This window comes from Photorhabdus australis DSM 17609 (assembly GCF_000711895.1).
GTDB classification, from domain to species: Bacteria; Pseudomonadota; Gammaproteobacteria; order Enterobacterales; family Enterobacteriaceae; genus Photorhabdus; species Photorhabdus australis.
This window is the reverse complement of record NZ_JONO01000040.1, coordinates 25,374-46,956: the sequence shown is the minus strand read 5'-3', so window position 1 is coordinate 46,956 and position 21,583 is coordinate 25,374. Positions and strand designations below refer to the sequence as shown.

General features: G+C 40.8%; 8 protein-coding genes. 1 reads left to right on the top strand and 7 read right to left on the bottom strand.

Annotated features, from left to right (window positions below; genetic code table 11):
* Positions 1-1,666: hypothetical protein (locus BO26_RS12630; RefSeq protein WP_036771840.1), on the bottom strand; the 1,666-nt coding region annotated here is incomplete at its 3' end.
* A gap of 389 nt (positions 1,667-2,055) precedes the next feature.
* Between BO26_RS12630 and BO26_RS12625 the strand changes: the two genes are divergently transcribed.
* Positions 2,056-3,606: a pyridoxal-dependent decarboxylase gene (locus tag BO26_RS12625; RefSeq protein ID WP_051690968.1), complete on the top strand. Its 1,551-nt coding sequence runs from the start codon at positions 2,056-2,058 to the stop codon at positions 3,604-3,606.
* Between the two features lie 194 nt (positions 3,607-3,800).
* Here the strand turns inward: BO26_RS12625 and ccrA are convergent, their stop codons facing one another.
* From ccrA to BO26_RS12595, 6 genes are all read right to left on the bottom strand, one after another.
* The gene (gene ccrA, locus BO26_RS12620; RefSeq protein ID WP_036771838.1) at positions 3,801-5,012 is read right to left on the bottom strand and encodes a crotonyl-CoA carboxylase/reductase; all 1,212 of its coding nucleotides are present in this window, start codon (positions 5,010-5,012) and stop codon (positions 3,801-3,803) included.
* A 96-nt stretch (positions 5,013-5,108) separates the two neighbouring features.
* Entirely contained in the window at positions 5,109-6,338 is a 1,230-nt protein-coding gene (locus tag BO26_RS12615; protein ID WP_036771837.1) for an MFS transporter, read from the bottom strand.
* Positions 6,335-7,312, bottom strand: a complete 978-nt coding sequence (locus BO26_RS12610; protein WP_236637450.1) for a class I SAM-dependent methyltransferase — start codon at positions 7,310-7,312, stop codon at positions 6,335-6,337. The genes BO26_RS12615 and BO26_RS12610 overlap by 4 nt, the downstream gene beginning before the upstream one ends.
* Before the next feature lies 1 nt (position 7,313).
* Complete coding sequence (locus BO26_RS12605; RefSeq protein WP_036771836.1) at positions 7,314-11,165, bottom strand: AMP-binding protein; 3,852 nt, start codon at positions 11,163-11,165, stop codon at positions 7,314-7,316.
* Positions 11,166-11,208: 43 nt separating this feature from the next.
* On the bottom strand, positions 11,209-15,471 hold the full coding sequence (locus BO26_RS12600; protein ID WP_036771835.1) for a beta-ketoacyl synthase N-terminal-like domain-containing protein: 4,263 nt from the start codon (positions 15,469-15,471) through the stop codon (positions 11,209-11,211).
* Positions 15,461-21,550 (bottom strand): AMP-binding protein, encoded by a 6,090-nt coding sequence (locus BO26_RS12595; protein WP_072023255.1) that lies wholly within the window; start codon positions 21,548-21,550, stop codon positions 15,461-15,463. Before BO26_RS12595 ends, BO26_RS12600 begins: the two co-directional genes overlap by 11 nt.
* Between the last annotated feature and the right edge of the window lie 33 nt (positions 21,551-21,583).

The following is a 21,583-nucleotide window of genomic DNA, read 5'->3' as shown; positions in this document are numbered from 1 at the left end:
TTACCGGTGCTATCAATTCCTGTAACTTGTCCCTGGATTGCTGCCCGACTGCCTGCCACCGCGCCGCTTCCTGTTCTAGCTGTTGATTAAGTAGCTCACTGAGCTCTGGCAACTCATCACGATAGGCTGTACGTTGGGTCACACGGCTGTGCTGCTCCACCGCCTCCTGTAGCATCCAGGCAGAGGACGGTAATAGTTTTATCCGTCGCTCAGCCTGCTGAATTTCATCCAGAAACAGCAGCGCCGTACCTTTGACTGCTCCGTTGACACTTTCAGTATCGGATGTCCCCTTAAGTTTGTGTCTCGCCCTTGAGGCTGTTTTACTGGCTTTGTTTCCCGTCATCCAGGTCACGTGAGCGGATGTCTCTTTTATCTTCTGGCCGGTTTTTTTGATGCCTTTCCATAATCCATCCCCCCCGTCCTCGTTGGGTAGGTTGAATTCTTCCTCTGAAGGCTGAACTCTCTTCTTCTCCCGCTCGAGTGCGACAAAAACTGCACCCAGCGCTTCAGAAACGGGAAGGATGGCACGGGCTATTTTGATATGGGCAGGCTCATCACTCATTTCTTTTATGCGAGCACCAATCAGAGGATTTCCCTGCAAAATATTACGATTTATCTCACCGTCAACCACACGGATATGTCTGGAATACTGATTATAATTCCGGGTCCAGTGCCTGAGTTGTTCTGCATTCCCCAAACTTGCCGGATTAACATCCGCTTGTGGCAACAGGGTCTTCATCGCATATTCCCGGGCATCTCTGGCACCCGCTAATATTCCGGCAGATGTTGTCTCCAGATATCCCGTAAGCCTTTGTCGTGTGATCCGGCTCTCCGCAAGCAGCGATTTCCTCAGTCGTTCAAATTTGAAGTGCTCTGCCGTAAACCGATTTGCCTCGGAAAATAATAATCCTTCAGCCCGTTGTCTTCTCTGCTCCTTACTGAGCTGAAAGAAACCATTATCGCTGCCAGGCAGGTATTTATCCCCGGTTTCACTGAGTCTGTCCATTGTTACCGCAATCAGTCTTTCCTTCTGCTCCCGGGCTATCTTTTCAACCTCCTGTTCCCATGTCACCTGGCTTACCTTCCCGGCAGCATCCAGGGCTTCCAGCGCATCGCTCAGGTTTCTGATAACCGAATTTGACTGCTGTATCATGTCCTGATTTTCCGGCAGGAGAGGATTTTGTTTCAGTGTGTTCAGCAAGTTCTGTGTGGCAGAATACAGGTCTTTTATCGCGGGTTGTTGTGTCTCCGGTGGTATTGCCTTCAGCATACCCTCCAGTTGTTTTATGCCCTCCTCATCAAGCCCAATGACGTTATAACCCTTACGGCGATATTCCATCAGTTGTGGCAGTTTTTCTTTAAAAGTGTCATTAATCATTTTCTTCAGATTATGGTAATCATCTCCTCCCCTGGAGGATGATCCACTGACTTCCGGCGGGACAGAAACGGTGCCTAATGAGGAGATATTCCTCTCTATCACCGGGAATGGAATACTCTCACTGACGTTTCCCTGTTTGGCGCCTGAAATTTGCAGCGGTTTTGCTGAATTTCTTACACTCATAACCCGGGATGCAAGCTGTGAAATATCGTTAGGTACGTTTTCTTCGTGAAGCAGGTTCTGATAATTTCCCACTACGGCTCTATGTTGAGACGGGTTCACTGGCATTATGTTATCCCCTTGTTTGTAAAAGGAGATATTTATGTAATATTTTGGGGATTATATCTATGAAAAGTGGTGATTTATTCTGAGAAAAGCTGAATAATACATTACTCTGACCTTAAGTCGATCATTTCCAATATTTACCTCAATCTGAATACATACACCGCCCTGCCAGAACTAATCGAATAAAAAAGATTGAAATGCGAAAGAAGTTATATAAATTATTTTACACAAATTACGCCATTAAGGAGGCGCCATAAAAATATAACAACATGATTAAAAATACATTTTTTATGGTAAGTCATTATATTTGAGCTAAATATGAACAATAAAATTTACGTGGCAATTAATGAATTTCTATTTAAATCTGAAAATGGAATTACATGGAGTCAAAGATGAACAACGAACCTTATGTGCCGATTGATGAATCTCTGTTTAAACTATCTGAAAATGGATTAACAGATGATGAGCGAAAGAAAGCCCTGACAGAGCTGGATTCGTATGTACAGAAAACGCGAGAAAAATTCCTCGGCTATCAAGCCAACCAGGAACTCGATTATTCATCAGAAATTGGCAAGTATTTAGATGTTCATTTAAATAATGTTGGCGACCCTTTTATGGCAGGCAATTTCAGGCTCAATTCAAAGTTTGTTGAGCGTGCCGTGCTGGATTATTTTGCAAAACTTTGGAACATACCTGACAGATATAACACAGCTCCGGGCGAAGGCTATTGGGGCTATGTGTTGTCAATGGGGAGTACTGAAGGGAATTTATATGCACTGCGCAACGCGCGTGACTATCTGGCCGGAAAGATTCTCTGGGTTGATTCGAGTTTAAACAGTTCCCTTCAACAAGGGGAGTTCGAGGAAGGTAACGAGAATTCGCTTAAACCCATACTTTTTTATTCCGAAGATGCACACTACTCAATTGATAAAGCAAAAGATATTTTAGTATTCTCCACTTTCTCTAAAGTCGGTGAGTCTCTTTATCCGGGACAATGTCCCATCAAGACGAGTGATGGAAAATGGCCAGCAAAGGTCCCGTCTCTCCCTACAGGATCTATTGATCTCGATAAGCTTGGTGTATTGGTAGAGTTTTTTGCATCACGTGGCTTCCCTATAGCGGTAAACTTCAATTATGGAACCTCTTTTAAAGGTGCACTTGATGATGTAAGCGGGGCAATCGATCTGCTGCTACCAATACTTGAGCAGTACGGCCTCAAAGAGCGAACTCTTGAAATTACCCTGGAAAATGGCAAAGTTGTTCAAAGCAAGCGAAATGGCTATTGGTTCCACATTGACGGTGCTTTGGGAGCCGCGTATGGTCCGTTTTTAGAGAAAGCGAAACAAAAAGGAATTGATATTGGCGAGGGACATCTGCCCTCATTTGACTTTAGAAACCCGGTTCATTCTATCGTGACCAGTGGACACAAGGAAATGGGTGTTCCGTGGCCTACAGGCATTTATCTGACAAAACAAAAATATCTACTGAACTTCCTAAATGTGGATTATATAGGTGCTCAGGACTCCACATTGGCTGGCTCACGAAATGGTTTTTCGGCCCTGATTCTTTGGCACTATCTGGCTAAACACTCCCATGAAAAACAGATTGAAAAAATCGTCAATCAGCTCAAGATGAGTGAGAACGCTCATCAGAAACTACAGGCATTGAGTCGTGAACTTGGTCGTGATCTTCACGTTCATCGCTCGCCGCTTTCCCTTAGCATTCTGTTCCTTTGCCCTAACGACGACATTGTTGAAGAGTTTTCTCTTTCTACTGAGACAAAAAATGGTATTGAGTATGCACATCTTTTCATTATGGAACATGTGACGGATGAGATGCTCAACAAGCTTATCGATGCGTTACGTCAGGATAGCGCCTTTGATAGAACAGCAGCCCTAAATAAGTTGTCACAACTCATCAATCCAGGAACTGGATTCCGATAATTTCATATGAGGTTCAAACGTAATTACTCACTCTAAGTAGCAAATTTTCACAAAGGAAACTCAGTCCGAATGTGCAACTCAATTTCACGAATCGGACTGAGTTTGTAAAGGATATAACCCACAGCTTATAATTACAAGAAAAAGGGCGCTATTTAACCTGTTGAATTGTCAGATCAAGTCGCGACTAATACATCTTATATCTGACGACCTAATCCCTCTGTTTTAGCGTTAACCAAAATTGCCGCATTGCCGAAAATCTGCCCCTGGTACAACTCCTGATGTGCATCCGGGAGTTGCTCAAAATCGAAAACACGATTGAGCGTGGGAATCACTTTCTTCTGATTCACTAAATTAAGAAATTCTCTGCATTCTTTGATATTGGCGTAATGAGAGCCTTGAATACGTTTTTGATGCATCCACAAATGTCTGACATCAAAATCACAGTTGTAGCCCGATGTTCCCCCTACAGTCACCACCATGCCTGAATGATCGCAGATTTGGAGCGATGTCGGGAATGTGTCTTCCCCAGAGTGTTCAATGACCAGTTTGGGAAGTTCTTTTTTACCCAAGACCTTAAAATAATCTCGCCTGAATCTGGCAAACTCGCGCCCCCATACGTCATGTTCCGGCGTCTGGATTGGCGGTAATCTGCCAAAATGAGCATATTGCCCTCTTAATAGATATCCAATTGCCCCAAGCTCGCATACATATTTACCTTTGTTTTCAGAAGAAACGACCGCCACCGGCAATCCTCCCAAAGCACGCGCCAGTTGGACGGATAACGAGCCTAACCCACCGGCTGCTCCCCAGATTAAAATCGGATCGCCCGGTTTAACAATGTTAGGTACCCAATGTGTTAATTGTTTATAAGCCGTTGGCCCATTAAGCATTAATGAAGCACTCTCTTCCCATGTGAGATGAGCCGGTTTTGGATAACACTGATAATCCTCAACCAGTGTGTATTCAGCAAAGGAACCGAAATTTTTCTCATAACCGTAAATTTCCTGCCCCCGGTTAAACATAGGATCTTGAGATAATCGGGCATCCATACTGGTCGCATCATAGACTGAACACGAGACAACAACGTGATCCCCAATTTTCACGTTTTGCACACGTTTACCTACCGCATAGACAATGCCAGCAGCCTCAGATCCGCCAATATGAAAAGGCGCCGCTGAACGGTCTTTTTTGCGTCTGGTCGCAATGACATCAACAGGTTTGCCAGTAGATGCCCATACGTTATTGTAATTAAGTCCCGCTGCCATAACGTACAACAGTACCTGAGTATCCCCCACATCAGGCACATCGACGATTTCATGTTTAATCGCTTTTATAGGCTCGCCATATCTTTCTGACCGAATAACAAAGGCATTCATGGTTGAAGGAATTACTGGTTGCAATTTCATTGATATTCCACGCATATTCTTTTTTTTATTAAACAAATACGGTTCTTAAGGATTTAATCCATTAAGATAAATTCAGCATGCTTTATGATGACAAAATTAAATAATGTTTTGCTTTTCTGTTTTCCACGTAAAGAAGAGCTTATTGGCCCCCCATTTTGCAACAACAAATCCGATTATCATGAATATCAGAAATGCAATGATTATTTGATATCGCGGCAATTCGTCTCCACCATAAAATATCATGGATAAAACACAGCCAGTCGTTTGGAAGAAACCAATACATCTCAGCATAAATGCATTAACTGTAACCGCTTTCTCTCGAGTGAGTTCATTAATCAAGTTAATACAACTCGGATTATATATGCCAATACTTATCCCACCCATGAACATAGTGAATGTTATCGTGTATACATTTGGGAATAAAATAAATAGCGCAGACGCAAGCACATAAGTAAGCGGAAATAAAAACACAACAGCACGTAAAGAGATAAAGTGTGTCAATTTATCAAAATGATATCCTGCTATCAGGCCAGGGAGTCTTATCAAGGATAAGAACAAAATACTGGTTGAAACAGACATGATTTGCATTTTATCGATAATTAATGGCTGAAAATAAGCATATAGTGCATTCACTCCATGCAGTAATGGCATACCAAATAATATCCATAAAATGGGCGATATTAGCTTATTATCCACACTCTTTTCATTAATATATGCTGTGTTTGAGGAGGTCTCATTGTGTCTATAATCTTTACCAATAAGAAGCACTCCGCCGCCAAAAATCAAAAAAGTGATAGCATCCAGAATTAAAGCATAACGCCACTCTCCCGCAGAAATAATTTGGGAGGCAATGATCAGACCAACAACACCGGCAACAATGTCAAGTGCCGCCTTTTTACCCGAGATACGTAAATATGTACGGCTCTCACAGAAAAATTTATAAATGGACACGTTGTATATCAGTCGCGTAATTCCCTCTTTTGCGATGGCATAAAAAAATACAAATAAAGATATGACGATTAACATGGCCGATTGGCTGGTAACGGTGAAAATGATAATGCCAAATATAATCTCTATGATCGCAATAGCTATCAATATTAATGCATAGTCTCGCCTCTCTGTATGACTACGTTTGCTCACCACTTTACCTAAAAAACTAGACAGAAATATAGCAATCGAAGGAATTAACCACGCTAACAAGGCAAAACTAATATTTCCAGTCTCTTTGCCTAACCCTAAAGGCAGGCAAATAACCAATAATGTGTCACCTAATGTCGATAAAAAAGCAATCGCCAAAAAAAATGTCGCACGCACAGAGGTTGTCATGCTTCGCCCCTGACCCAGTCATTAACCAGTGATAAGGCTTGCACAGATTTAAAACCAATCGAGGAAATTCCATTAGGTTTCCACAAAAGTTCTATCACTCGGATCTGTTGAGAATAACTCATTGAACAGAACACCGCCTTGAGTTCATCAGAAATATTCAAGTCAGTGAACTGGAGGAATAAATTGTCATTTACTGTACTTAATTGGTTTGCCAGAAGCTTACTCTGTTTCTCCCGATTTAGCCCACAGCATCTGACACTTTGAAATCCAGCAAGTCTGAAAAAATCTGCAATTTCATGATAATGATAGGCATTCACGATTGGATTAAGAAAAGCATCAACATCAACCGCAATTTGATCAACGCTTTCATCACTATGACTGGCTGTATCACTGCCATATTGATTTCGGCTCAATTGATTACAGAGTTGATTCATCAGCTCCACATTTAAAAAGTATTTTTCTTTCGAAATACTGCGTGCGAAAATCTGGAGGATTTCGCGTTCTTTTAACCTGTTATATTCACCAATTGCATGATAAAGCCAGATTAAAGCCACGCCATTTTCGTTAAGGGAATGATAAGCGGCCTGAAATCCATTTAATGGATTTTCCATATGATGAAAAACCCCGGTAGATATAGCAATATCATACTGCCCTTTTTCACTAAATCCTTCTATCGTGCTATTGACCAATTTCACGTTTTGCAGGTTATGATGTGCGATAAGTTTTTTTGCCACATCCAGAGAGTTTTCTGTCATGTCAACACCGACAAATTGTGTCTCAGGGTAAAAACTCGCAAGGCCAATTAATCTATGTCCAGTACCACAGCCAAAATCGACAACTTTCTTGCCGTTTAATAAGTCATCATTGAAAATTAACCCAAAAATTCCCGCTAAATCATAAATCAGATTATCGCCAATGGAAGCGCTGGGATAAGGATATTGTGTATACATAGATTTAACATCTGATATGCTCATTTTATATTTCCTTAAAAACGTTATTAACCAAAACAGGCAGATCGACATTTTGCATTATTGAATAATGATCGCCATCAACCTGAAAAGCCCGAACGGTGTTTTCTGATAAATGTTCCCAATGAACCTGATTAACCGATAAATGGGATAATGTTTTTGTCGCCCAGACTATATTGATGTCACACGGGATTTTTGATGTTCTGTCAAAATCATGGGTGCGTAAAATGTCACGATGCCATAACACGGTTTTTATCATTTCAGATAATGACTCAGGCGTTATTTCTACCCCATGTTGATGTTTTAATTCGTTACAAAGTCCTGGCATGTTGTCTTGCCATGCATTTAGATCTTTCTCTGAAGAGAATTGTCCTTTAGTTAATCCATTTAATACTGAGGTAATTGCGTTATTTACTTCGTCTGCCATATTAAAATGCCCGGAATAAGCGCAATCAATCAATGTGACGGTTTTAACACCGTAGCTATGGCAGGTTTTTTTGGAGACGAGTTTTCTGGCAACTTCAAAGGCAACTACACCACCATAGGACCACCCTATAAGGTGTATTTTCCTGTTACCACAATGCTCGATTAATTCTCTGGCATATAACTGGCAAAGATCATCAAAGCTAACATTGCTCTTTAAACGCAGATCAGCTGGGCTTTCAATGCCATAAACCGGAATTCCTGCATCAAGATGATTAACCAAGGTGTAATAACCATTCAGCTCACCACCGACAGGGTGAAACAGGACTATGCATGCGTCACTATTTTCCGACGGTTTTAACTGATTTAAAATAGTTCTTTTAACGGTTGTTTTCTCTATAGCTCGTTCAATGTGTTGATTAATATGCCGGATAGTCGGGTTTTCCATGATTTGCCCGATTGTCACTCGTACCTTGTATGTAGCATTAATGGCTTTAAGCACTTTAAACAGGAACAATGAATTGGCACCAAAATTGAAAATACTCTGGGTTGGATCACTGATAGTAATGTTAGTCTTTGCTGCCAGAAGTTCTATTAAAGCGTTTTCAGCAACAGAAGCCTGACTCATATTCACGGTATTATCACCAGAAACAGAGGCATAATTAACCAGCGCTTTAACATCTATTTTACCCGACGTGTTGAGTGGAAATTCCCTGACCTGATAATAGTTCGTCGGCAACATATAAGCAGGAAGATGACGGCTCAATTCATCAGCAATACGGCTTTTTATATCATCATCAGAGTTCAATTCAGATGATATATAGTACACACTGATGCACCCTGCATCTTTGTGAAATACACTATAGGCATCTTGAACACCATGAATATGTCTGACTCGAATATTAATTTCTTCTAATTCAACCCGGACACCATGGATCTTAATCTGAGAATCTTTTCTTCCGATGATATAGACGCGGTTATCCGGCGCAATGTATCCCAAATCGCCGGTCATATAGCCTTTATTTTTGCCTGTTGGTGTATCCAGCTCAATAAATCGCTTTAATGTCAACTCTTGATCATTGACATATCCCTCACCGACAGAGGGACCAAATAATGCAATTTCCCCTATTTCCCCGGTATTCAATAAATCATGAGTATCAGAATAAATACCTACGCTGGTATGACAGATTGGATAACCAATAGCATCATTAGGTGTATCTTTATCAATAATTTCAAAAATGGTATCTACCGCACACTCACAGGGACCGTATACGTTAATAAATTGTACCTGGGAGCATTTTTTTATTTTGTGCAATAAATCCGCATTTATTTTTTCTCCACCCACTAATATCCATTGCAAAGAAGGAACCTTTTCGAATAAACCTTCTTCGAAGAAAAGTTGTAATTGTGATGGCGTGCAATCCATTCCTTCTATTTTATGCTGATTCAGCGTTGCGGCCATCTGTTCAAGATTAAGTCTCTCTTCTTGATTCAGGATATAAACGCTTTTACCTAAACAAACTTGCAATATCTGTTGATAAGATGCATCGAATGAAAATTCTGCGTTCAAGGCAAAACGCTGTACAGGCATCGAGATAGATGATAAAAACTGCCCTAAATTCGCTATGGCATTTTGACCAATAACAACACCTTTGGGTTTGCCTGTTGTGCCTGAGCTGAAAATAACGTAGCCAGCCGAATGTGACTGTTCCGCGGAAAACTCATAAGACAGTCTATCTTGCCCGATGTTTTCTATCTTATGTCCATAGCAATAATCTGGTGCGGTGTCTAAGCTGATAAGCTTATCCAGTTTCAATATATTAAAGAAATGTCGCCCTCTTTCATCCGGCAAACCCGGCGGAATTAAGACACCAACCCGACCAGCCAGCCAACATCCTAATAAAGCGATAATTGTCTCTGGTGTTCTCGGAGCATAAATACCGACATACTGTCCAACAGCATAGTGCTGGCAAATATAACTTGCACATTGATTAACTCGAACACTCATCTGTGCAAAAGAGATCGGCTCTCTATTTAAAAAAGCCAGCGTTTGCTTTTGGCATAATGTTTGTATTGCGTTACAAATAGAAAAATCGTTAATTGTTCGACTGCCCTGGAGAAAAGCCAGACCGGATTCTCTCTGATTTCTCGCCTCGCTACCGCAGACATTCAACAGGTGTTGATTAAATGCTGTTACTAACTTCATTAAAGTCGGATATGTCACCACGGAAGAGTCATATTCAATGCTAACTTTGGCTTGTTGGTTATCCGTGACGAAAACAAACACAGACAGGTCATTTTTGGCATTGCGCGAGAAAATCCTTGAACCCAATTCACTTTCACGTAAAAGTGAGGAAGAATTCGACGTTAGACGTTGTAATTCCAGCACCACTTGATACGGCCTTTCAATGTCATGCCCAGTAACATGGTTAACGACTTCGTGTATTGACAGCGCGGGCAATGAAAACGCCTGTAAATTCTTTTCATCCAATCTTTTAAGCTGATCAATAACGTCTTGAGCAGGATCAAGGACCGACACCAGTTTAATTGTCCGGGCAAAATACCCAATTAATGATTGGGTACCCGGTCTTGCTCTATTCTGATCGGTACAGCCAAGGAAAAAACTATTCTGACCTGTTATCTCTTCTACCGCTTTCGCCAATGCATAATGGAAAACCGTGAATAATTGAATGTTTTTCGCTTTGGTAAAATCGATGACATCCTGAAAACCCATTAATGGAAAATCAAAAATTTTCGCCTGACTGCCTATTTCCCAGGAAGTTGCGCCCCAGGTCAATTCCTTGCTTGCAAAATTCTTATAGTAATCCCGCCATTTATCAAATGATTCATCATCCACTTTCTTAGGCAGATGATAGAGATAATCGAAGAAATCTATTTTCTGATTTTTTTCTCCTTGCCTTGACGCAATGCGTTGCTTAACAAGTGCAATTGAAAAACCATCCATAATAATATGATTGAAGAAACAACAAATATGTAATTTCTTATTATATCTTGACAAATAAAAACGTGCCGGGAACTCATTTTTTAAATAAAATGGCTTTGCGTATTCTGTTTTTAAGAAATCCAGGAATAAATCCTCAGAGTCAAACCGATTAGATTCTATTCTGAACGCCTGTTCAGAAAATGGAATCAAATGGACCTGACCGTGATGCTCATAAAAAACACTTCGGAACGTGCGGTTTTCATAAACCAATTCTAATAGCGTGTTTTTAATGTCTGATTCTGATATTTCAGATTCATCAACTTCCCAAACGATACCCAAGTTATAGGCATTATTGTCCTGATTAAGCAGGCTATCATGCCATAATCCCAGCTGATTGCTTGACAGCACAGGATAAGCATTCAGAACCTCGTTAAGCTTATTCTCAGCCAATAGGTTTAATTGAGAAAGTACTCTTTCAATCGCATTATTCATGCAAATTTTTCCTTAACACCATTATCCTTAACACAATGTTTCCTTAAATATTTGACATTAGTGCATCTATCGTAGGTGGAGATATCCGTTCGATAGTTTCATCTTTATAAACGGCATTTTTCATCCGTTCTTGAACTAATAAGGTAAATGAACCTAGCGTAGGATTTTTTGCCAGATCAATCAGTACAACGTCTATTTTCCAAAATTGCCTTAATGCGGAAAATATCTGAAAAGCCATCAATGAGTGTCCACCTAAATTAAAGAAGTGACTTTCAGCGGTTAAATCTTCTTCACCAAGTAATTTTTCCCACTGTTTTTTCACAAAAGTTGTTATATCACCGGTTTCATCAATAGATTCTTCCTGAGCTAAACGCGTAAATTGTTCGCCAGCAAGATGTACCCATTGCTTAATTCGGGTCGGAAAACGTTCATTAGAAAGAATAAGCGTTCCAGAAATATCTTTATTGAGTAGCCCTATCATCAATTGGGTTAAAGTTTCCTCATTGATAAAGTTTGCCGGAGGATTCGGATCAGGGGCAAAGCGAAACGCATCAAAGTTAATCGAGATTCTGCGTGTATTCCTGGTTTTTTGCTGCGTCCAACTGTCTAAAATACCGTTAGCAATACTGTAGGAGAACATACCTATCCCCCCTAACCGACTGGCATTAGAGCTAAAAACAATATTGACCTTTGGTGTTAAGCTTTCCTCAAGCTCTGCTATTTCATTAAGTACATGGGCTTTTGACATTAGTTGCTGGTGTATGTCGTCTGCGGTGACATCAATCAGTTGTTTTCTAATTGAAGCTGAATAGGAATCCGCCGTCATCAGCATAAAAGCGTCGATATTTCTGATCCCTTGTTCATGCAAACGAGAAATAACCTGCTGGCGCGCGTTTTCTTGTGTAAGGTCACAGCCAATATAATGAACACGATGGTGCTGAGAATATATTTCAGAGATGATTTTCTCATCAATATGATATTCATGCCCTTTGTCTGATAAGAATTGATGAAGGCCATGATTGAGTTGTTTCCGTCCGACCAAAATAAAATGATATGAGGTCGATAACATCAGATGATACAGTAAATTTAAACCAATCTTACCGGCTCCGCCGAACATGATAATGGTCTTTTCATCACCTGCGGGTTGTTCGTCTGAATAGAAATCTTCCTTTTCCAGCATAGAATAAGAAGGTATATAAATGTGGCTATCAGAGATGAAATAGGCATCATTCAGCACATTTTTCTTATTAAGAAAAGCGCAATAATGTTTTGTTTCGAAGTTATCTGAAACAAGTAATGTCATTTTAAGCGCAGGTAATTCTTGATTAATACAGACACAAAAATTACGTGGTGCCAATAAGGAAGACAAATCTGGCAACCTTTTCGTTTGTATTGTCAGAAAAATCCTTGATCGCTCATTTTGATTGGCAACCAGACGTATCCGTTCTTTAAGCAAATAAATGTCACCGGCTTCATGCCAGTTAAAGCCAGTAATATCAACAAATAGTGTCGGAATTTCATGGTTAGCAAGCCAATATTCTCGTAAGTCTTCCTCACATAAGAATTTTCTTATCAATTTGTTTACAGGAATGATATTAGGCAACTGAGTGATCGCTATGTCTTCAATCTCAGCATCAAAAACTAATCCCTCATGATATAAATCTGGCGAACCATTATTAATCAGGCTCACTTGATTTGTTTTGCCTGGTGCCATTTTGCATACAGTGCTTTTAAATTGATAAGGAGGCAGAGGTAAATGGCGAACTGGTGTTTTTGCGGTTGGCAGACCGGCAAAAACCGGCGTTAGGCCCAAATGATAAAATATCCCTATTGCGCCCAATAAAGCATCGTGAGTTTGTTGAATACTATTGCCAACCAGAGAAAATATATTGATAGGTTTTTCACTGTTTACTTGTCTTGCTAATCCTTCACCGACACCAACTTGAACAAAAGTATTCGCGCCATTTTCTACCGCTATTTTCATCCCACCGGCAAATCTGACAGGCTGTCTAAGATGTTGTACCCAATAATCCTTATCAAGAAGCGTTCCCTTTTGCAGCAAACTGCCATTTAAATTACTGATCATCGGAACCTGCAACGGCATAAATGAAAACTCGGTTAAAAAGGTGTCAAAGTTTTCCATATATGGCTCTAGCAACTGAGAGTGCGCGGCAGCAACCACATTGATCTTTTTAAAACCAATCCGATTTTTGCGTAAAAAAGCCGTTGTTTCAGAATAAATATCTGGCTCGACCAGAATCGTATGATTTGAATCAGCGTTATAAGAAATAATTTCAATATCATGATACTGATCAAAATCTTGCAGAGATTCTGCTTTACAGAAGACATTGAGCAAAAATTTCTTGGGTGCCAACTCAACAATCCGCGCCCTCTCCATGATAATTTTTACCGCCATCTCAACAGTCATAGCGCCAGCAGCAACCGCACAATTATATTCACCTAAACTGTGTCCAATCAGCATGTCAGGACGAATGCTTAATTGGCGGAGAACCCGCAGTAATGCATGATTTAAGAAAAATGTCGTCAGCAGGTTTTCGGTTAATGTTTCCCCAAAACCGTCATGATTAGAAACGCCATCCTTATCAGTCAGATAAGACAAGATTTTTCTTTTTAAGGATATATCCCCGACTAAATCTAAGTGATCGCCAATTTCATCAATAATATAGGGAAATTCTTGTGCAACTGCCGATAAAGCACCTTTGAAAAAACTGCCACCGCCCGGAAGTACAAAGATCAACTTATTCAGGGAAGTTGTGCAGGTAGCCGCAGGAAGGCTCTGCTTGAGCTGCCCCGCTTTCCAGTCCAGCCATATTCCTGTTTTAACTGGAAATCCGGTATTTTGCTCAGCCATACATGATGAAATCGTGGCTGCATCATCCATCACGCAGGCAATATGCGACGCTGCGGCTTGCTGATTGAGCGAAACCAGCTCTTTATCATTAACAGATAACGGGAAATAGTAACGACCAGAATTCTCAATACTGCATGTCGCCTGTTCCGTTGAGGAAAGTATGGCAACAACATTTGTGCCGCCAATCCCAACCGCATTAACGCCCGCGGACAAAATGCCGGTAGAAGGCAATGCTATTACCTGCTTATTGATAAGGAACGGGCTGCCCTCAAACTTGAGTTGCGGATTAGGGGCATCAAAGGTTGGATGAGGCGGTACTTTGCGGTGCCAAAGAATGAGGCAAGCCTTGATAAATCCAGAGATCCCAGCCGCTGAATCAAGATGACCAATATTCGCCTTTACACTCCCCAAATAACAAAAGTGTGATTTAGGCGTGATCGCAGCAATAGCCTGACTCATGGCTTCAAACTCAATAGGATCGCCCAGCGGCGTTGCTGTGCCATGGGCTTCGATATAACTTAAGTCTGCGATATCAATGTCCGAAAATTCAAGGGCGTCCTGAAAAAGGGTGCGTTGCCCTACAACACTGGGCGCGGTAAAGCCAACTTTTCGATTGCCGTCATTATTCGCCATCACGCAATCAATCACAGCGTAAATTCGGTTGCCGTCTCTCTCAGCATCTTCCAGCCGCTTCAAGATGACCGCAGCAGCCCCATTACCTGAAACGGTGCCACTACTGTGATGATCAAATGGACGACATGCGCCATCATGTGAATACACCCCTCGTTCGTGATACACATAGCCAACTTCCTGAGGCAATCTGATTGCAACCCCGCCGGCGACGGCAACATCACAATCGCCAAACAAAAGCCCCCGGTAGGCTTCATGCAAGGCGGACATGGAAGATGAACAGGCTGTTTGTACATTGAGGCTGGGTCCATGCAAATCCAGCAAAGATGACACTCGGCAAGCAACAAGGTCTCTCAAATTATTGCTGAACAGCATTAAAGATTGCTGCCAGTCTGACAGATCCATGTCTTTAGAAACTTGTTCTGCATAGGTTGAAGGGCTGCAACTCGCATAAACCCCAACATTACGGTTTTGCATGGTTTTTGGCGAATAGCCGGCATCCTCTAGTGCATTCCAGCATACTTGCAAGAATTTCCTCTGTTGAGGATCAAGTAAACAAGCTTCTTGCTTAGACATGTTGAAAAAGCGGTAGTCGAATTCAAACTCACGGTCAAGGATGCCTTTTCGAGTAATATAATTCTCACCATAACGCGCTTTATTTCTTTTCGATTCTGTAGTCAGAAGCTCATCAGGTATCTCGCGAATACCGGTATTACCCTCAATGAGCATTTCCCAATATTCTTTTATGGAACTCGCACCGGGAAAAATCCCTGACATGCCAACAACTGCTATTTTATGACTCAAGGACACGGCCCCTTTTCTTTCTTTTATTCAGTATGGTGTTAGCCTGATTTACACCGCGACTCTTCGCCCGGTTTGTAACAAAAATCTCAGTGCTATGTTGTTTACCTGACAAGAAATCCTCTTGCTGATAAATGGTGGTATATGTCAATAGATCTACCGGTCTAAGTTCTCTGTTTAATGCTTCGGACAGGCGCTGTGAAAGTTGTAATAATTTTCTTGAACTGCCACCGGCCTCAAAGAAATTCATGTTTCCATCAATGCCTGTATATCCTAATAACGTTTCCCATATCTCTCTGACTAACGAAACATTTTTACGAGTTTCTTTAACCGGAGAATGATTTTGTTGTGTTGAAAGCACAGCATTAAAGTCGATTTTGCCACTATCAGTAAAAGTGATTTCTGTATCGAATATCACTTTTTGCGGTATCATTGCACCCGGCAAATAACGTTTTAATTCGCTGACTATATGATTTCTCTCAATGCCAATTTCTGCGGAAATAACTGCTATCAAGCAGGGTTCATTATTATTTAAATAATAAACTTGTGCTGAATGGATGCCATTAACTCGCATGATGGCCGATTCAATATCGCCAAGATCAACTCGATTGCCATCTATTTTATATTGCCGATCCTCGCGCCCTACATAATGTATAACACCCTCTTTTATATAGCAGGAATCTCCACTGCGGTACCAGGTGTCATGGCAATCGCCTAATGTCATTTGGTGCAATTTATCTGATGATGAAGCGAAATAACCTGAAAATAACTGTACCCCTGAAATTACCAATTCACCAACCACCTCGGCAGATAATACTTGATTCATGGTGCCTATAATCGCCAGACGTGTATTCCAGATTGGCAATCCAATCGGCACAACACCATATTTATCTTTTTCAGGAAAGACCTTATGCACACAACACCCAACGGTGGCTTCTGTCGGTCCATATTCATTATAAACGGGTGTATTACTTTCAATGCAATTAAGCATTTCATAGTACAATTGCTCGCCACCAACCACCACACAGCCCGCTTTAATTTTATTACCGTCAAGCAGGTGGCTCATCATGGTTAAATGAGTAGGAGTCAGTTTTATCATGTCATAATAGGTTTTGCTTTCAACCAAATTTTTTATTATTGAAAGGCCGTTATCCCCCTCAATGATATGTATTTTCCCACCTGAAATAAGCGGCAAGAAGATGCTGGTCAATGTCAGATCGTAACTTAATGACGTGAATAGTGGTACTGTACTGGAAAAAGTAATTTTATATTTATTTTTCGCCCATGCCAGATAATTAATCAATGATTTGTGGCTAATAGGTACGCCTTTAGGTACCCCGGTAGAACCGGAGGTAAAAATCATGTACAGAATGTCTTCTGCTAAAGATTCCCTAAAACTTAGAATATCTCGATTGTTCTGACTTATAACATCTTTGAGCGTCTCTTTATTCAGGATTAATATATTCTCACCTATTACAGACTGTATGCCCGATACTCTGTCTAGGGGAGATGAACCATCGACTGGAACAAAAATATTTCCCGACAATATTACGCCGATTATTGCCGCTATCGCATAAAATGACCTGTCCATATGGACCATAACAGGCTGGTTAATAAGGTGTTTTTTTATTATAAAATCAGCAATTTTGGCTGAAGCCGCATAAAGTTCCTGGTAGGTATAATGATGTTCACCATCAATAACACCAATGCGTAACTTATGTTCTTCAAATGAATGCTGCAAAGATTTGCCAATATTGTTTGGCAAACCAAGCCTATTCTCCGGCACATTATTTCCAGCCAGAATTTTTCCTTCCACGTGTAATAACAGATTTCGAAGCTTAATGTTGCCAGATTCAGTAATAACAGCCGAAATTCTGTTATATTTTGCCAAAAGTACTTTCAATAAATCAGCCTGAACGGTGTTGGATGTAGCATTTATTTTTAGTCTGCCGTCCTGCATTAGCATCACTGAGAAAGTTAATTCAAATTTTGTCTCTATACTATCAAGGCTCAAGCGCTCAATATGTTCGAAATTTTTTGTCGACTCTTGTTCATAAATGAACATATGATTTGATTTAAGCCTGCCATCCTTTCTTACTAAATGACATTCATCAACAATCCGCTTGAAATCAACGTCCGAGTTTTCTATGGACTTTAAGAAATCACCATTGAAGAGTTTAAGATAATCTAATACCGGTAACTCAGGTGAAACTTGTCCCAATACCGGTAAGGTATCCACTGCCATACCAAATTGACAGAAGTTTATTTTAGTTTTTCGCTTGGATATTGGTATGTAGTGCAATATTTCATCTCTATTGAAATGGTGACACATCATGAGATTATATATAGACAAAAATCCAGCATAGTGAGATATCTCCATTTTTTTGAAGAATTCACCGATCAATTCAGCCAGAGGTTGTTCAATATAAATATCAGCTTCCGAGACCACGCCGCTTTTTATTACATGGGATTGTTCAACTAAATTAAAGTCCAATCCCTTGTTTTTTAATCTGTCTAGCCAATATTGTATTTGGTTATCGGTTGAGTTTTTATCACCAACAAAACACTCTGGCAGAATATCAATTTCATCCAAATTCCCTGCAAGTGCAGTATTAATTGCATTTAACAACAGTTCATTTGACCAAGCATCCGTTATAATATGATGAATAACAATCAGCAGATAATCATCGTCCTTAAAGAAAATATAAGGGAGTTGTTTGCTTAGATTAATATTAACACGACATAGCCGGGTTATTTCGCTCAAATCTCCTTTAAAGCGTGCTTGTTGGATTGATATTTTTATTTCAGGCATAACGATAGCGGAAACATTTTCACCATCATCAAAAAGCCGGGTCCGAAATATTTCAAATTTACCGGCAATATCGTTCAGGCAGGTTTCAATATCGTTTTTACTTTTGTCATTTTTTAAGCGCACTAAAATTGGCACATGATAAGAGGTGTCTGTTTCATCAAGCTGGTTGATATTCCACATTGTCTGTTGCAGTGAACTTAATGAATAACTTCTCTCACCCTGTTGATTTCTTTCTGCCTCTTTTGACTGAATAGGTTGCCCTAATTGAATATTCTGGAAAAAAACAATTCTTGGCTGCTTAAGGAAATCTGATACTTTCAGGCTCAAACTAAATTGCTCATTAATTTCAGCAATCAACCTTACCGCAGATATGGAACTCGCCCCTGATGCATAAATAGAATCTTCCAGCGATTTAGCAAGCCCAATATGTTTCTCCCATATATTCAGAATCCGTTGATCGATCTGTGATAGAGAAAGCGGGTGTTGTTTTATTTGTGTAAAAGCATTATGTGTAAAAACATTGCGTGCAAACTGCTTTAATGCCTCTTCATCAATTTTTCCGTTCAGGGTTGTCGGCAGGCGCTCAAGTTTCACGAACTCAGTTGGGATCATATAGTCCGTCAAGGTATCTCTTAGGAGCACCGACAGTTGCTGCCAACGGTCAAACGTCAAACTGGTACAAAAAAGCGTGATACGTCCAGCGATAAATCTCACCCGGAATTCTGCGGGATTGATGTGCATAGCTACAGCGTGTTCAATCTCATGTAATTCAACTCGATGTCCTAAGATTTTTATTTGCTTATCTTTTCGGCATTCAAAAACCAGATCGCCATCGCTGTTGTAGTAAGCAAAATCCCCCGTGTAGTACGTCTGCCCCGTCAATGGACTTTGCTCAAAACCTGCCGTGTTTTCGTGAGACCCCTGATATCCTCTGGAAACGCCGGGGCCAGAAATAGCCAATTCACCCATGACCCCATCCGGCAGCAATCTTTTATTATGATCGACTATCAGAACCTGATTAAGGCCCAAAGGTTTGCCAATAGGGACGCTGGGTAATCTGACATCGGCTGATTTGGGATGGTGGAGTACTGCACCTACCGTTGTTTCTGATGGTCCATAATGGTTAAGTACTTTGATACCGCTTTGCTGAACAACATCGAGTTGCTGGCCCGAGAGTTTCTCTCCACCCAGAATGAGACATTTTAAGGGGAATGTTGAGGCGATTCCCTCTCCCTGTGAAAGGCCCCATACATGGGATGGCGTGATTTTTAGAACATCAATCTGGTTATCTCGGATGAATTGCGAGAATAACAAAGGATCGAGGCTGATGTGATAAGGCGCAATACTCAGGCTTCCCCCCATGTAAAGAGAAGCAAAGACAGAGGTATAACCCAAATCGGCTGACAGTGTAGATGCGACTGCAAAAGCGAGAGGTGCTTCATCCTTTGTCAATGCCAGTCGCTCCAATTCAATCGCAATGCTCTCGCCATAATGAATAACATTACTATGCGATATAGAGATACCTTTTGGCGTTCCCGTGGTACCGGAAGTAAATACCATATAGGCTTCATCACCGGCTAAAGCGATTTCATTACTGGTAAGAAGTTGTTCTTCACCGTTATGTTGCAATATCTTTTCTATCGGATAGCTTTTCTCATGCAATTTATGGCTGTCAGTTAGAGTCAGCAAAAGGGCCGCTTTCGCCTCAGCAAAGACACTGATCTTTCTGCTTAAAATTGCCTGCTCGTCTAAGCAAACAAAGCTCCCTCTGATTTTCCAGATACCTAATATCAGGCAGATGAACCGGTAATCCCTTGGCGCCTCAAAAACGACCCTGTCTCCAGGTTTAACACCTAAACGTAGTAGTGATGAGGCGACACGGTTTGAAATGGTATCAACCTCACGCCAGGTTAATACTTGCTCATGATCTACGTAAAACGGCCTATCTCCACAGGCTGTCACATGTTGTCTAAATCGCCCCAGCAATGTACCGTCTGGCTGAAATGTTCCTGTTGTTAACGGTGCAAACTTTCTATAAAGCTCTCGATTTGTGATATCCAAATGGCCGTTCGTATCAACAGCTTTCTGCGCCACTGCAATAATCATTTGGCATACAGCAGCCACATAGTCGCGGTTAAAAATAGTGGTGTCGTATGTTATACATACAGAAAAACATTCATGCTCTTTTGAAAACAGTACATTCAGCGGAAATTTAGATCCACCAGCAGACATTACTTCCCATGCAAATGTGGCTAATTTATTTTTCGATTTCTCGGCAAAGCTGGTAAAAATGTGAAATGGATTTTCTCCTCCCCAGCCTTTTTCCAGCATGCCTTTGCGCAATGCTTGAAACGGATAATGTCCATATTCAAGAATATCGATGGTCTTCTCTAATACCATTTCCATAACATCAGCGAATCTTGTCGCTTTCGACAGATCAAGCGGCAGGAATGTTGTATTAGCAAAACATCCGATACCTTCATCTTCTTCCTGACGGGCGTTGGTCACCGTTCCCAAGAGAATTTTATCTGAATGTTGTAGTGATGAAATAACAATCGCAAGGCAACTGTTGAGAAAAATTGCCGGGGTAGCCCCTTCTTGCTTGCAGAATTGGGTTATTTTATCTGACAGTTCCTGAGTGAATGTTAAATCGTAGCGCCAGTCTGATGAAGGTGAATATTTAGATTCAGGTGCTTTGAATCTGATGGCTTCATATGAATGTATTGACTGATACCAAAAGTCAAAAAGTGAATGTTCAATTTCTTTGTTAGGTGATGAGTTTAACCTGACAGCAGGTGATTTGTCGCGCCCTTGAAAAATAAGGTCGAGATCTTTCATCAATTCTTCAAGCCCTTGCTGGTCAATGAGAATATGATGAAAAAGCAGTGCAAGTTCAATGCTAGCGTTTTCCAGATAAAATAGCCCAATCCTAAATAAAGGATCGTTATTTACCTTGATAGGCTGTTGGAGATATTCCAGTAATGCACGATTTCTCTCCTCTTCCTGATTAAATTCATATTGTTCTATCGTCGCATTTTCAGCAGTAAAAAACGTCACGTCTTGATCAAACGACAATTTAGAAAAAATATTCGGATGCTGTACTATCCACTGATTTAGTGCACTTAATACCTTGCTTATATCACACACACATTGTATCGATACCCTGACCGGAATTAAGTACTTCGTGTGGGTCTCATCTAATTGAGAGGCCAAATGAAAATTTTGTTGGTAGCTATTAACTGGATAACGCGTTGCATCGTACATAAGCATTCACATAGTTTGTTTAAGAATGGGTTGTGCCAC

Bases quoted from the DNA above. Each gene is read 5' to 3' on its own strand.
- ccrA (WP_036771838.1), bottom strand. From the start codon at position 5,012: ATGAAATTGCAACCAGTAATTCCTTCAACCATGAATGCCTTTGTTATT.
- BO26_RS12625 (WP_051690968.1), top strand. From the start codon at position 2,056: ATGAACAACGAACCTTATGTGCCGATTGATGAATCTCTGTTTAAACTA.
- BO26_RS12595 (WP_072023255.1), bottom strand. From the start codon at position 21,550: ATGCTTATGTACGATGCAACGCGTTATCCAGTTAATAGCTACCAACAA.
- BO26_RS12605 (WP_036771836.1), bottom strand. From the start codon at position 11,165: ATGAATAATGCGATTGAAAGAGTACTTTCTCAATTAAACCTATTGGCT.
- BO26_RS12610 (WP_236637450.1), bottom strand. From the start codon at position 7,312: ATGAGCATATCAGATGTTAAATCTATGTATACACAATATCCTTATCCC.
- BO26_RS12615 (WP_036771837.1), bottom strand. From the start codon at position 6,338: ATGACAACCTCTGTGCGTGCGACATTTTTTTTGGCGATTGCTTTTTTA.